Raw genomic sequence first — 14,052 nt, 5'->3', positions numbered from 1 at the left:
CACCCCGCCGCAGGCGCCTCACCCTCGCCCTCACCCTCACCCTCGCCCTGGCCACGGCCCTGCTGCTCGGACTCTCCGCGGCGCCCGGGCTCGCGCCCCCGGCTGCTGCCGCCGGCGGCAGCTTCGTCGACAACCTCGACTCGCACAACACCGGCCGCTGGAACAAGGCTGACGGCTGGAGCAACGGCGGCATGTTCAACGCCGGCTGGCGCGCCGACCACGTCTGGCACAACGGCGGCGTCATGGGCCTGAACCTGAACAACACCCCGTGCCCGGGCGGCTGCTCGGGCAAGCCGTACGCCTCAGGCGAGTACCGCACCAACGAGCTGTACTCCTACGGGCGATTCGAGACCCGGATGAAGGCGGCGTCCGGGTCCGGGATCGTGAGCTCGTTCTTCACCTACACCGGGCCGAGCGACGGCCAGCCGTGGGACGAGATCGACGTCGAGATCCTCGGCAAGAACACCTGGCAGATGCAGACCAACTACTTCACGAACGGCGTCGGTGGGCATGAGGCCGTCATCAACCTCGGGTTCGACGCCGCGGCCGGTTACCACGACTACGCCATCGAGTGGTGGCGCGGGGGCACCATCAACTGGTTCGTCGACGGCCGCCTCGTCCACCAGGAGAACGGCTCGCGCGGCCCGCTGCCGACGCGTCCGCAGCGCATCATGATGAACCTGTGGCCGGGGACCGGCGTCGACAGCTGGCTCGGGCCGTTCAACTACACCGGGCAGCGGACCGCGACCTACGACTGGGTCCGCTACACGCAGTACTGACCCCAGCCCGCCCTACCCGCCTGGCGCCGAGCCCCGCACGACCAGGCGGGTAGGCAGGATCACCGGGGTCGGCGACTCGCCGTCGATCAGGCGCACCAGCATCGTGGCCATCTCCTGACCGAGACCACGGATCGGCTGGCTGATGGTGGTGAGCGCCGGCTCCGTGTGGCGCGCGATCTCCAGGTCGTCGAAACCGACCACAGCGACGTCATCCGGGACGCGCCGCCCACCCGCCTTGAGGGCGCGCAGAGCGCCGGCGGCCATGTTGTCCGAGGCCGCGAAGACGCCGTCGATATCGGGGTGCGCGGCGAGGAGCCGCTCCATCGCGCGAGCACCGCCCTCGTAGCTGAAGTCGGCGTGCTCGACCAGGTCGGCGGACAGCCGTCCCACCGCCATGGCGTCGGCGAACCCCTGGTACCGGGCGACCGACGCCTCCAGGTCCATCGGACCGGTGATCGTGGCGATGCGCCGGCACCCGGAGCCCAGCAGGTGCTCAGTGGCCAGGCGGGCACCGCCGCGGTTGTCCACGTCGACGTACCACCGGGCCTCCCCGTTCAGCGGCCGGCCGCCGAGCACCACGGGCAGCTCGGTCGCGGCCGCGAGCCGGTTCAGCGGGTCGTCCCCCCGCAGCGCCATGAGCATCACGCCGTCGGAGCGACGGGACCGCAGCAGCCGCTCGAGCCGGGCCTGGCCGCGCTCGGAGGACGCGAGCATGAGCGTCAGGTCCAGCTCCGTCCTGTCGAGCGCCGCGGCCACACCGACGAGCACCTGCGAGAAGAACGGGTCCCCGAACATCGTCGGGTCGTCGTTGGAGACCGCGAGGACCACCGACCCGCCCGTGCTCGTCGCCAGGGCGCGCGCCGTCGCGTTCGGGACATAGCCGAGCTCGTCCGCCGCTCGGGCGACCGCTTCACGCTTCGCCGGGCTCACGTTGCGAACGTTGTTCATCGCACGGGACGCCACGGAACGCGAGACCCCCGCCCGCTTCGCGACCTCCTCGAGCGTGGGCACCTTGGGCACTCCGCCCGGACCCCCTTCGGGCAGCCCTCCAAGCGGTCTCTCGCGACGGTCCACAGGACCAGCCGTCGTGGGGTCTGGCATGCGGCCAAGCGTAGTGCGGCAAGGCCCACCGGGGTTTACTTCCCGACGGGACCCGGGCGCCGGAGGATCACGCTCGACCCGTCCGGCGCCTTCACCTCAGGACGCGGCCCGGCCTCAGGACGCGGTCCAGGGCACCTCCACGTCGAGCACCCAGGTCACGCCGAACCGGCCCCTGACCATGCCGTACAGCGGGGCCCCTACCGCTCGGCCAGCGGGACGACGACGGTCGACCCCTCGGCGAGCCGCTTCCAGTACCGGGGGATCTCCTCGGCGTCGGTGCTCCGGACCGAGACGAACACCGGGATCACGTACGCCATGACCCGGAATCCCTCGTCGGACGCGACCGTGACCCCACATGATCTGGTCGGCCTCGGCGACGAGAACGGCAGGGGTCTCGACGAGACCGGCAGGGCTCAGGAACCAGGCTCAGGAACCTCTCTTGGCGTAGGTGGGGGACATCCCGAAGTCCACGACGACGCACGGCTCATCGCCGACGACCCAGGCGTCGTGCCCCGGTTCGATGCGTACCAGCTGGTTCGGTCCGGCCTCGGCCTCGGTGCCGTCGTCCATCACCACGTGCATCCGCCCGGACATCATGTAGAGGAAGTGCGGCGACTGACAGCTCTCCGTGCCCGCGATGGGCTGCACGTGCTCGGACCACCGCCAGCCGGGCTCGAAGCGGGCCTTGCTCACCATGCTGCCGGCGAGCGTCACCATCTGGGCCTCTCCCTTGTCGGTGAACGGCCGGACCTCATCGGGTTGGTCGAAGCTCTTCGACTCCAGTGCAACCATCGTGGGCCTCCTCGATCGTCGTTGACCGCGTGGTCATCATTGGCCTCGTGGTCATTCCACGGTAAGTCCGCGAGCGGAGAAGGACACCCGGCCGCCCCCACACCGGCGGGTGATCTTGCCGTCGCCGACGCAGTGCCCGACCCAGTGCCCGGCCCAGTGCCCGACTGAGTACCTGGCCCAGTGCCCGACCGAGTCCCCGACCGAGTGCCCCGCCCAGTGCCCCGCCCAGTGCCCCGGCCCAGTGCCCGACGCCTGCTCCGGGCAGCAGTTAGCGTGAGGATATGGGCACCTTGCCTGATTGGCTCGGCTGGTGGTCGAGCGCCGACTACGACGTCGCGCGCACAGTGCTCCAGCGCGGCTTCGGTGCGCTGTACGCGCTCGCGTTCTGGGGTGCGCTGCGCCAGTTCCGGCCGCTGCTCGGGGAGCGTGGCATCGCGCCTGTCCCGAGGTTCGTCGCACGCACCCACTGGCGCGACGGGCCCTCGCTGTTCCGATGGCGCTACCTGCGGTACTCCGACCGGCTGCTCGCGGCGGTCGCGTGGTGCGGCGTCGTGCTGGGGGCGAGCGTCGTCGTCGGGCTGCCGCAGGCCGGGCCCTGGTGGGTACCCACGCTGGTGTTCCTCGCGCTGTGGTGGCTCTACCTGTCGCTGGTCAACGTCGGGCAGACGTTCTACGCCTTCGGCTGGGAGACGCTGCTGTGCGAGGCGGGCTTCGTGATCGCCTTCCTCGGATCCGACGCCGTGGGTGTGCCCCTTCTGACGATCCTCGCCGTGCGCTGGCTGCTCTTCCGCCTGGAGCACGGAGCCGGGCTGATCAAGTGGCGCGGCGACCCGGCCTGGCGCGACCTCACCGCCCTCTACTACCACCACGAGACGCAGCCCATGCCCGGCCCATTCTCGTGGCACGCCCACCACATGCCCCGGTGGTGGCACCGGTTCGAGGTGCTCGGCACCCACGTCAGCCAGCTCGTGGTCCCGTGGTTCCTGTTCCTCCCTCAGCCGTTCCCGTCGATCGCGGGCATCGTGTTCGCCCTCACCCAGGGCTGGCTGGTGCTGACCGGCAACTTCGCCTGGCTCAACTGGGCCACCATCGTCCTGGCGTTCGGCGTGATCAGCGATGGCACATGGGCCTGGCTGGGCCGCCTGGTCGGGCTGCCCGACGGCGCCGCGGCGGCTTCCGCTACCGCCTCACCCCCGGCGCCGCTCGCCTACGTGCTGGTGGTCAGCGCCGTAGCCCTGCTCATCCTCGTGCTGTCCGTGCGCCCCGCGCTGAACCTCGCCTCCCGCCACCAGCGGATGAACGCGAGCTTCGAGCCGTTTCGGCTGGTCAACGCCTACGGCGCGTTCGGCTCGGTCACCCGGCACCGCGACGAGATCACGGTCGAGGGCACCCTCGCGGACGAGCCCGGCCCCGACGACTGGGCCGAGTACGTGTTCCGGGGCAAGCCCGGTCCGACCGGGCGGCGTCCGCCCCTGGTCGCGCCGTACCACCTGCGACTGGACTGGCTGATGTGGTTCCTGCCGCTGGGCCACTCCTCCCGGTGGTTCACGGTGTTCCTGCGCCGGCTGCTCGAGGCCGACCCCCAGGTGCTGCGGCTCCTGCGCACGGACCCGTTCGGCGGGCGGCCGCCCCGTTTCGTGCGCGCCGTCCTGCACCGTTACAGGTACACGACGCCCGAGGAGCGGCGCCGCACGGGCGACTGGTGGGTACGGGAGCGGCTCCACCTCGCGGTCGACCCGGTGCGACTCCCCGACGCGTAACGCCGCTCTTTGTGAGCAGGACCGTTGCGACTATGCGTCCGCTCCAGGTGCAACGATCACGCCCACAACGAAGCACGCCCAGAACGAAGCGCGCCCACGACGAAGATCGTCAGGCGACCGGGCCCGTCGAGCCCCGCCAGATGATCGTGTTCAGCGGTCCCCGGGCCGACGGCGGCAGCGCCCCGGCGTCGCGCAGGCCGAGCACGATGCCCAGGCCGCCGTCGTGCCGAAGGCCGTGCGCAACCCGGTGCAGGGCCTCTGCAGCGACACGGCGAGCCGGCGCGGTACCCAGCTCGGCGACAGGCTCGTGGTGATGGAGTCGGACATCCTCTCCGAGCCCGAGCCGGTGAGCGCCTGGCAACCCGCGCAACCTGACCGTTGAGTGCTGGACATTCGCCCCTTCCGGGGCTCTCAAGGGGCGAATGTTTAGCACTCAACGAGGGCTGGGTTCGATGTCGCGCAGTTTCGGCACCGCGCGCGCAAGGACCGAGAGAGCTTCCGGTGTCCAGGCCTGCGACGCGACCACGGCGAGGTGATCGATCCCGAGCGCGGCCAGCCCTTCGGCCCGGCGGACGAAGTCGTCGCTGGACTCGCCGGGGGCCAGCCGGGTGCCGAGGGTCTTGGTGATCGCCCCGAACAGCCGGCCCTCGTCCGCGCAGTGCCGTTCCAGCACCGCGAGCTTGTGCCGCACCGTCTGCCCGCCGTCGGGGATGTCGAAGAGGTTGCACGCATCGGCGTACCGCGCTACCAGGAGCAGGGTCTTGCGCTCTCCGGTGCCGCCGATCAGGATCGGCGGGTGGGGATCGCTGATCGCCCGCGGGCTACCGACGGGCCCGGTCGGGCGATAGTGGGCGCCCTCGAACGCCGACTCGTCGCCCCGCCACATCCGCAGGGCCAGCTGGATCGCCTCTTCGAGCCGCTCGAACCGGTCCGCGACGGGCGGCATGTCGAGCCCCATCCGGTCGGCCTCGTCGCCGTGGTAGCCCGCCCCGATCCCGAACCAGGCACGGCCACCGGACAGCACGTCGAGAGTGGTGACCGCCTTGATCAGCAGGGCCGGCGGGCGGAACGTGATGCCCGCGACCATCGTGCCCAGCCGGATCCGCTCGGTACGCGCGGCCAGGAAGCCGAGCACCGTGAGCCCCTCCAGCATGTCCGTGTCGGACGGCGGGACGGTCGGGTCCGCCTGGAGCAGGTGGTCCGGCACCCACAGCGTGTCCATGCCGGACTCGTCGGCCACCCCGGCGACCCGCGTCATGTTCTCCCGGAGCCGCGCCGGTCCGCCGGCCCAGGACTGGTTGCTCAGGCTGATGCTCAGCTGCATGCCCGACATGTCTCCTCCTCCCGCGCCGCGGTTCGCACGGCGTCCTCACAAGATTAGGGCAACTCCAATTTTATGGCTACCCAATTTTCTTGCTAGGATCGCGCATCGTGGGACTCCGTGAGCGCAAGAAGCAGCAGACCCGGCACCGGCTGACCGAGACGGCCTGGCGGCTGGCGGCAGACCAGGGCTTCGACCGGGTCACCGTGGCCGAGATCGCCCGCGAGACGGGGGTGTCCGAGGCGACCCTGTTCAACTACTTCCGCACCAAGGAAGACCTCTTCTACGAACCCCTGGAGGCCTTCGGCGACGAGCTCGTCCAGGCCGTGCGCGACCGCCCTGAGGGCACGACGCCGTCGACCGCGGTACGGGACTTCCTGCTGCAGGACCGCGGCATCCTCGCCGTCGGCCCCGACGACGAGGATGCGGCCCAGGCCCAGCTGCGCACACAGATGCGGGTGATCAACGACAGCCCGGCCCTGCTCGCCCGTGAACAGCTCGCTTTCGCCCGCTACACGGAGAGCCTGGCCGGAGCGCTCAGGGCAGAGGACGTCGATCCGATCGCGGCCGCCGTCGTCGCCCACGCCCTCATCGGGGTCCACCGCAGCCTGATCACCTTCGTCCGCGCCGAGGTGCTGTCCGGCACGCCACCGCGCCGGATCGCCGCCCGGACCCGGCGTCACTGCGCCGCGGCCTTCGACCTCCTGGAATCAGGTATCTGAGCCCCCGCTCGGCAACCTGACAGTTGAGTGCTGGGGTCAGCGGGGGCGGGCCACGTACAGGCGGTTACCCTCCGGACCCGTCCATTCCAGGCGGACGACGCCCGGGACCGCCGCCTCGCCGACGCGGGACGGGTCGGACCAGTAGCCCGCGACCGGGTTGCGGAAGAACGTCGCCCAGGGCCTGCCGTGGTGGTCCCGGAAGAAGTTGTTGTGCCCCGCGCCGACGCCGGCGGTCCAGCGCTCCGAGTACGGGCCCTCGAACCGGTCCGCGACGGCGACTATCGCGTCGTACTGGTACTGCACGCGGCCGGGCGCGGGCGGGTCGTAGGCGTTTCGCGTGCTCCCGTCGGCCGACGTCGACGCCCGGTCCCACGCCGCGTGGACCAGGAAGTACTTACCGCCGTGCTTGAACACGTACGCGCCCTCCAGGTACGGCTCGGGCGAGTACGGCACCTGCTGGAACCGCGGCAGGTTCGTGGTCGGGACGATGTCCTCCATGTCGTCCCGGAACCTCGCGTAGAGATCGTTGTGCAGGACCAGCCATGCGTCGTCGCCCTCGGAGTAGAGGCTGCCGTCGATGTGGTGGTAGGCGCCGGGCTCGATGAACGCCGGGCCACCGATGAACGGGTCACCGAAGGGTTTGTCGAGGTTGCCCTCGATCAGCCGGTACGGGCCCTCCGGGCCGCCCTCGCTCACCAGCATGAACGACCCCACCTTGCGGGAGTGGTCCCCCATGCAGGCGACGATGTACCAGGTGCCGCGGAAGTAGTGCACCTCCGGCGCCCAGGCGTTGCCCCGCTTGCCGAACCGGCCGTCGTCGTACCAGTGCTCCTGCCACGGCGCGACGACGGTGCGCCCCGGCCGGTTCTCGCCGACGAACTCGGGCGACCAGACCTTGCCCTTCTCGGCGCCGGGCCGGATGCCCGTGGTGTCGGCGAGCTTCCACGGCCCGCGCAGCGACGGGGCCACCCACAGGAAGATGCCGTCGTTCCACGGGCCGGCCGCGGGCCGGCCGGGCGCGCGGGTGGTTCCCGTGGCGACGTAGACGGGTCGACCGTCCACGACGAAGCAGTTGACGTAGGTGTCGCGGATCCAGACCTGGCCGTGCTCCACGTCCCGCGGGCGCAGCTCCAGCGGCAGGACGAACGAGTTGTCGTCGCGCGGCCACAGTTCCGGCCGGGTGTCCGCGACGCCGTACGGCTCGGTGTCGGGCCAGTTCGCCGGGTAGCGCGCCGACGCCGCCTTGCCCGCTGCCGCACCCACCGCCGGCTCACCCGGGGCAGGGGCCGCCGCCGCGGGCTGAGCCCAGCCCAACGCCAGGGAGCCGGCGAGGCCCGCCGCACCCGCCAGCAGCGCCCGCCGGTCAACAGGGAACTCGTTCGCGAAGCCAGTCATCTGAGACGTCCTCCTTCCGACGCGCGGCGCCGGTGCAGCGCGTCGAGAGGGACGCTAACCAGAGTCATTTCGACGCTCAATACGCGACAGAAAGGTTCGTACACCAGGCACCGGCCAGCGACTTCGGTCCCTTGCACGGTGGCAGAGATGACTTCGGTCAGAGTCACGGGCGCACCCACCCTTAGGGTCGGGACATGGATCACGAGCCCATGCGCCGAGTCGCCGAGTTCCACGAGGTGTTCGACGTGGACACCAAGACCGGACGCCCCGAGCTGGCGGAGCACCGACGCACGCTGCTGAACGAGGAAGCCGGCGAGGCCGCCGAGGCACTCGACACCCTCGCGGAGGTACTGCGAACCGGCGGCGATCCGACCGCCGCATACCGAGCGCTGGCCAAGGAGCTCGCCGACGTCCTCTACGTCACCTATGGCGCAGCCGACGCGCTCGGGATCGACCTACCGGCGGTCTTCGTCGAGGTCCACCGCTCCAACATGAGCAAGCTGGACGCGAACGGTCAGGTCCTGCGCCGTGCCGACGGCAAGGTGCTCAAGGGCCCCGGTTACCGGCCTCCGGTCCTCGACGACGTCGTCGAATGGCCCTCGGACCGCTAGACCTGCCCGTGAACCAGCTGGCCGAGCTCGTGGGCGAAGACCCGTGCCATGCCCCGAACCTGGCCAGCGGGCAGGTCAGCGCCCGCGTGCCGCCCGACGACGACGGCGGGCCTCGGCGGAGCGCTCGACTGCGTCGTCGAGCTCGTCCTCGACGGCGGACAGGTCCGCGCGCGCCTCGTCCGCTGCGTCCCGGGCCTCGTCGAGGGCCTCGCGCACCGTGTCGCGCTCGGCCGTGAGGCGCTCCAGCTCCCGGTCGAGACGTTCCACCTCGCTCTGCCCGCGTTCGATCGCCTGGTCCGCGGTCCGGAGCCGGTCGCGGACGTCGTCGCGCCGGGCCTCCAGCCGGTCGACCTGCGCGGAGGTCTCCTCAACCGCCCGCTCCGCTTCGGCGAGCTCCTCGGCCGCACGGTCCGGTTTCTTGGCGCCGGCAGCGGCAGAACCGCGCTTGTCCGCGCGGGGTCCGGACCTGGGCCGCTCGGCCTTCCGGGTGTCCGCCGCCTCGCCCGCGCCCTTGTCGGCGTCCGCGTCGGCACCCGGGCCGCCCGCGGCGTCACCGTCGCCGTCGGCCTGTGCGGGACGCAGTGCGACCAGGTCGACCTCCTCGCCCTGCTCGTCCACGATCCCGAACCCGACGTGCTGCAGCGCCCGCGAGAGCCGCCCGGCGCGGACGGCCGCCGCCGCGTCCGGGTCCATGACGGCGGCGGTCAGCGTCTCGGTCAGGCGGTCCAGCACCGCGGCCGAGACGGGCCGGCCGCCCACCTCGCCCGCCTCTCGAACGATGCGGACCAGGCCCTCGGTACGCTCCCGCCGCAGGTGGTCGAGCGCCCGGATGCGGCCGCGGTCCCGGTCCGCCGTCGCGGCCCGGAGCTCGTCGCCGAGGTCCGCGAGCGCCGCGACCTCGTCGGGGTGGTCGCGCGCCACGCGGTTGATCACCCAGGCCGCCACCGACGGTTTGGGCAGGCGCTTGATGCGTTCGGCGCCCAGGCGGTCGCCGTCGTCCACGGCTTGCCGGACGGCGGCGTCGCGCGCGGCGATGAACTCGTCGAGCGGGCGGGTGTAGAGCGCGTCGACGGCGGTGTCGAGGTCTGTGGGCTCGTGCGCTGGCACGCTCCTACGGTGGCACGGCGTGCGCGTCGCGCGCGACTGCCACGCGGCGACCGACCTCGCGCACGAAGCCCCGCCGTCCTACAGCGTCGGCACCAGCACCGTCGTCAGCTCGCCCGATCCGAGGTGCACCAGCGCCTTGCCGGGGCTGACCTGGGACGAGACCGCCGAGCGCGGCAGGCTCACGCCGACGAGGTCGCCGTCGAACCGGTCGGCCGGGCTGAGCAACGCCCCGCGCCGGAACTTCTTGGCGTCGACCTGCCAGCCGGAGAACCCGCCGGCGATCTCGGAGGCGTCGCCGCCGAGGATCACGCCGCGCTGGTTGTCGGCGGCCGTGCGCAGGTAGGCGCGCAGCCAGGTCTTGGCGGGTGTGTCGGTGACCTGCTCGCCGTCGTCCACCACGAGGACGACGGGTGTGCCGTCGGGGTCGAGGTGCGGCGCCAGGTCCTCCTCGGTGACCTCGGTGTCGGTGAGCACGGCGCGCACGCCGTCCCGGCCCGCGAGGTCGCGCAGGACGCTCGGCCGCGGCGCCAGCACGACCACCTGGGTGCCGCCGCGCAGCAGGGACTCCGTCATCACGGCGAGCATCGTGGACCGCCCGGACCGGGCCGGCCCAGCCACGAGGAACGCCGGCGCGTCCCCGGCGAGGTCCATGCCGAACGCCGTCAGGTCGTCGCCGCCGACGCCGAGCAGTGCCCACATCGGCCGGGCCGCCTCCCGTCCGACGTACTGGTAGGCGGCGTCCACGGTGATCGTCGAGGGCAGGTCGTCCACCCGGAACGGCCCGGTCCCGGGCGCCACGTGCTCGCGTGCGCCGATCTCGGCGGCGAGCCGGCGGGCGGCGCTCGTCTGGGCGCGTCCGGACGGGTCGTCCCCGAGGATCGCCACCTGCACCTCGAGCCCGCTGCCCGACCGGAAGGCGCGTCCGGGCGGGATCTCCTCGGGCAGCTTCTTGTGGTTGATGCCGGCCATCCCGTAGTCGAACCGGTCGGTCAGGCGCAGCAGGAGCGCGTCGTCGGTCAGCACGCTCATCCGGCTCGACAGGAGCGACCGGTCGCCGGCGATCAGCAGGTGGATGCCGGCGCTCGCGCCGTCGCGCAGCAGCTCCTGGACGATGTCGACCAGCGCGCCGCTGTCGACCTCGCCGTAGCTGCTCATGAAGCTCTCCCAGCGGTCGATCAGCACCAGGATCCGCGGCAGGGCGGTCCCCGGCTCGGCGAGCTCGCGCTGTTCGGTCACGCTGGCGAAGTTCCCGGCGGCGAGGACCTGCTGGCGTCGTCCGAGCTCCGCCTGCAGGCGGGTGAGCAGGCGGCTGGTCCGCTCGGCCTGGCCGCGCTGGACGACGGCGCCCGTGTGCGGCAGCTCGTTCAGCACGGTCAGCGCGCCGTTGCCGCAGTCGATCGCGTAGAGGTGCAGGTCGGCGACGGGCAGGGCGGAGGCGGCCGCGAACGCCGTCGTGCGCAGCGTGGTGGAGCGTCCGCTGCCGGGTGCGCCGACCACGTAGCGGTGGCCGAAGCCGTCCAGGTCGATCACGGCGGGGCCCTGCCGCTGGTCCGCCGGGGAGTCCTCCAGCGCCCACGCGAACGCCGACGCCCCGCCCGCCTGCTCCAGCTCGGCGAGCTGCAGCAGCTCCGGCAGCGCCGGCAGCCACGGCCGCCGCGGCTCCGGCCAGCCGCCCGCCTGCGCGGTCTCGCGCAGGGTCGCGACGAGCGCGGCGAGATCGGTCTCGACGTCCTCACGGCGCTTCGCCTTGGGCCGGCTGGGTGGCAGGGCGCCCAGGTCGGCGACGGCCACGCGCGCGATGTACGGCTCCTCGACCTGCCCGACGTCGGACAGGGACAGGCGCCGACCGCCCACGCGGGCGGACTGGAACGGGATCACCGACGCGTGCCCGAGCCGGGCGTAGGCCCGGCCCGGCTGCGACTTGGCGATCTCCGCGGCCTCGGTGGCGTCGATGACGTCCTTCGACTCGCCCTTGTCCGTCATCCGGAGGGCGACGCGCAGGTTCGTGTTCGCGCGGATCTCGGGCGAGATGACGCCCGAGGGGCGCTGGGTCGCGAGGATCAGGTGGATGCCGAGCGAGCGGCCCCGCTGGGCGATGTTGACCAGGCCGGTGACGAAGTCGGGCAGCTCGCGCGCCATCGAGGCGAACTCGTCGATGACGATCATCAGGCGCGGCAGCGTCGGGCCCACGTGCCCGCGGGTCTGCGCGTCGAGGTAGTCCTCCAGGTCCTTCGCGGCTGCCTCGGCGAGCACGTGCTCCCGGTAGGTGAGCTCGGCGCGCAGCGAGTCGAGGGCCCGCTCCACGAGATGGGAGTCGAGGTCGGTGACCATGCCGACCGTGTGCGGCAGCTGCTCGCACTGGCTGAACGCGGCGCCACCCTTGTAGTCGACCAGCACGAAGTTCATCGTCTCGGGCGTGTTCACCACCGCGAGCGACGCGACGACGGTCTGCAGGAACTCCGACTTGCCCGACCCGGTGGTACCGCCCACCAGGGCGTGCGGCCCGTCCCGCACCATGTCGAGCGCGAACGGCCCGTCCAGGGACACGCCCACGACCGCCGTGGTGCTGCCCTTGGACACCCCACGCCACCGGGCCACCATCTGCTCGGCGTCGACGTCCTCGATGCCGAGCACCTCGACGAGCCGCGCCGAGTCCGGGATCAGGCCCTCGCCCTCGGTGGCGGTCACGTCGTGCACCGCTGCGACGGCGCGCGCGACGGGCTCGTACCAGTCGTCGGCCACCTCGTCGACCAGCACCGATCGCAGGTCGTCGGCGTCCTGCCGGCGCAGAGTCATGCCGCCGTCGACCCGCGCGAGCGCGACGGCCGTGCACTCCTCCGGGAGCAGCTGCTCGTCGCCGTCCAGGCAGACGACGCTCACGCCGACGCCGGGGCCGTCGCGCAGCACGGACACCACGCCGGGCAGCGCGCGCAGGCGCCGGGCACCATCGAGCACGACCACCACCTGCGGGCCGGACAAGACCTTGCCGCCGGCGGCGTCCATCGCGGCCCGCCGCTGGGTGATCAGCGAGGTCAGCTCCGCGACCCGCGCCGCGAGCGTCTCCGTGGTGGTCCCGATCAGGGCCACCGCGCCCTGGCCGAACGACGGGCGCACGTGCGGCAGCCACGCCGCCCACGCCCACTCCTGCACGTGCTCGGAGCTGGTCAGCACGTAGATCTGGACGTCGCGAGGGCTCTGCAGCACACCGAGCTGCCCCACGATCCACCGTGCCCGACGGCGCGGCCAGTCCCCCGGCCCCGCCAGCCCGACCACGCCGGCCTCCCGCAGCGGCACCGTGACCGGCACCGACCGCACCGTCGCGCGGGTCTTGCGGCGGTGCTCGGGCTCCGCGCTGTCCTCCACCTCGACGCGGCTGGTCGCGTCGGCGAGCCCGAGCCGGACGGTCAGGTGGTCGCCGTCCGTGCTGCGACGCTCCCAGAGGCGGCGCGTCGGGGTGGTCGCGATCAGCCGCAGCTCGGCGGCACCCGGGCTGGAGACCCGGCGGCGGTGCTGCTCGCGCCGGACGGCGTCGAGCACCTCCTCCTCCAGCGCGGCCCGCTCCTCCGCGTGCTGCTTGAGGCGCTCCTTGTGCGTGATGAAGCCGTTGCGCTTCGACATCCACCAGGTGCCCAGGCCCATCAGCGGCGAGGCCAGGGCGAACATCAGGTAGTACGGCGACTGGAACACCAGCGCCATCGTGATGCCCAGCACCGCGGGCATGGCCATGGCCAGCCACGGCAGCGGGTTCCGGCTGGGTGGCTGGGGCTCGGCGGGCAGGCGGAAGTGCGTGGCGGGCATGGGCGGCAGCAGCCGCGGCGGCCGGTTGTAGTCCAGGTGGCCCGGCTCGATCGCGGGGCGCAGGTCGGCGTCGGGCCGCGTGGCGGGCTGGACCGTGAGCACGCACCCGCCGATGCGGAGCTGCGTGCCCGCCGCCCACGGCGCCTCGTCCTCGCCGAGCGGCTCCTCCTGCCGGTCCAGGTGGACGAGCTGCCCGGCCGAGCGCGGGTCCGGGACGCGCCGCGCGCGCACCCCGCCGTCCATCGCGACGACGACGGCGATCGCGGCCAGCCCGCCCTCGCGCGGCTCGTCCACCCGGACACGTCCGTCGTGGCCGACCTGCACCAAGGACTCCCCGACGCCGAGCCGCACCACCGCCCCGGCGCTCCTCCCACCCGTGACGCACAGGTCGACCGGGCCGCCGGACGCGCCGTCGGCCCGCCCGGGGTCGGGGGCGAACGTCACGACGGCGCCGTCCCGGACCCCCGTGCCGGCCGCGAGCACCTCGTCGCCCGAGCCGTACCGGGTCGGCACCGGGCGGCCGTCCACGTGCATGGTGCTGCCCCGAGGCGCTCGCACCTCGGCGGCCAGCCGCTCGGCCAGGTCCTGCGCCGTGGTGCGCTCGTCCAGGTCCAGGGACAACATCGTCTCGCGCACCCCGTGGCGCGCGGTGATCAGGGCATACAC

General features: G+C 72.6%; 11 protein-coding genes. 4 read left to right on the top strand and 7 right to left on the bottom strand.

The features are described 5' to 3' along the window. Window positions 1-779: beta-glucanase (gene bglS, locus EW117_RS24990; RefSeq protein ID WP_207212034.1), on the top strand; the 779-nt coding region annotated here is incomplete at its 5' end. A gap of 12 nt (window positions 780-791) precedes the next feature. Here bglS and EW117_RS24985 read toward each other — a convergent pair. Further along, window positions 792-1,790: a LacI family DNA-binding transcriptional regulator gene (locus EW117_RS24985; RefSeq protein WP_242504548.1), complete on the bottom strand. Its 999-nt coding sequence runs from the start codon at window positions 1,788-1,790 to the stop codon at window positions 792-794. Window positions 1,791-2,306: 516 nt separating this feature from the next. Next, on the bottom strand, window positions 2,307-2,672 hold the full coding sequence (locus EW117_RS24975) for a cupin domain-containing protein (RefSeq protein WP_129789438.1): 366 nt from the start codon (window positions 2,670-2,672) through the stop codon (window positions 2,307-2,309). Between the two features lie 281 nt (window positions 2,673-2,953). Between EW117_RS24975 and EW117_RS24970 the strand changes: the two genes are divergently transcribed. Further along, window positions 2,954-4,432 (top strand): lipase maturation factor family protein, encoded by a 1,479-nt coding sequence (locus EW117_RS24970; protein ID WP_129789437.1) that lies wholly within the window; start codon window positions 2,954-2,956, stop codon window positions 4,430-4,432. 109 nt (window positions 4,433-4,541) lie between these two features. Here the strand turns inward: EW117_RS24970 and EW117_RS24965 are convergent, their stop codons facing one another. Then, window positions 4,542-4,793 carry a hypothetical protein gene (locus tag EW117_RS24965; RefSeq protein ID WP_129789436.1) on the bottom strand — a complete coding sequence of 84 codons (252 nt, stop codon included), beginning with the start codon at window positions 4,791-4,793 and terminating at the stop codon, window positions 4,542-4,544. A gap of 72 nt (window positions 4,794-4,865) precedes the next feature. Further along, the gene (locus EW117_RS24960) at window positions 4,866-5,765 is read right to left on the bottom strand and encodes a TIGR03560 family F420-dependent LLM class oxidoreductase (protein WP_242504547.1); all 900 of its coding nucleotides are present in this window, start codon (window positions 5,763-5,765) and stop codon (window positions 4,866-4,868) included. A gap of 98 nt (window positions 5,766-5,863) precedes the next feature. On the opposite strand from EW117_RS24960, the gene EW117_RS24955 reads away from it, so the two are divergent. Beyond that, complete coding sequence (locus EW117_RS24955) at window positions 5,864-6,475, top strand: TetR/AcrR family transcriptional regulator (protein WP_207212033.1); 612 nt, start codon at window positions 5,864-5,866, stop codon at window positions 6,473-6,475. A 36-nt stretch (window positions 6,476-6,511) separates the two neighbouring features. Here EW117_RS24955 and EW117_RS24950 read toward each other — a convergent pair whose 3' ends face one another. Continuing rightward, a complete protein-coding gene (locus EW117_RS24950) occupies window positions 6,512-7,870 on the bottom strand; it encodes a family 43 glycosylhydrolase (protein ID WP_129789435.1) in 1,359 nt (452 codons plus the stop codon). 194 nt (window positions 7,871-8,064) lie between these two features. Between EW117_RS24950 and EW117_RS24945 the strand changes: the two genes are divergently transcribed. Continuing rightward, window positions 8,065-8,481 carry a pyrophosphohydrolase domain-containing protein gene (locus tag EW117_RS24945; RefSeq protein WP_129789434.1) on the top strand — a complete coding sequence of 139 codons (417 nt, stop codon included), beginning with the start codon at window positions 8,065-8,067 and terminating at the stop codon, window positions 8,479-8,481. Window positions 8,482-8,556: 75 nt separating this feature from the next. Here the strand turns inward: EW117_RS24945 and EW117_RS24940 are convergent, their stop codons facing one another. Both EW117_RS24940 and EW117_RS24935 read right to left on the bottom strand, forming a co-directional pair. Continuing rightward, window positions 8,557-9,588: a hypothetical protein gene (locus EW117_RS24940; protein WP_129789433.1), complete on the bottom strand. Its 1,032-nt coding sequence runs from the start codon at window positions 9,586-9,588 to the stop codon at window positions 8,557-8,559. A 78-nt stretch (window positions 9,589-9,666) separates the two neighbouring features. Beyond that, entirely contained in the window at window positions 9,667-14,052 is a 4,386-nt protein-coding gene (locus tag EW117_RS24935) for an FtsK/SpoIIIE domain-containing protein (protein ID WP_129789432.1), read from the bottom strand.

This window comes from Promicromonospora panici (assembly GCF_900608595.1).
In the GTDB taxonomy this organism is placed as follows: Bacteria; Actinomycetota; Actinomycetes; order Actinomycetales; family Cellulomonadaceae; genus Promicromonospora; species Promicromonospora panici.
The sequence above is the reverse complement of the archived record's forward strand: the minus strand, read 5'-3'. Positions and strand labels throughout refer to the sequence as shown.

Coding starts and splice junctions, on each gene's coding strand:
- EW117_RS24960 (WP_242504547.1), bottom strand. CDS start 5,765: ATGTCGGGCATGCAGCTGAGCATCAGCCTGAGCAACCAGTCCTGGGCC.
- EW117_RS24950 (WP_129789435.1), bottom strand. CDS start 7,870: ATGACTGGCTTCGCGAACGAGTTCCCTGTTGACCGGCGGGCGCTGCTG.
- EW117_RS24970 (WP_129789437.1), top strand. CDS start 2,954: ATGGGCACCTTGCCTGATTGGCTCGGCTGGTGGTCGAGCGCCGACTAC.
- EW117_RS24975 (WP_129789438.1), bottom strand. CDS start 2,672: ATGGTTGCACTGGAGTCGAAGAGCTTCGACCAACCCGATGAGGTCCGG.
- EW117_RS24945 (WP_129789434.1), top strand. CDS start 8,065: ATGGATCACGAGCCCATGCGCCGAGTCGCCGAGTTCCACGAGGTGTTC.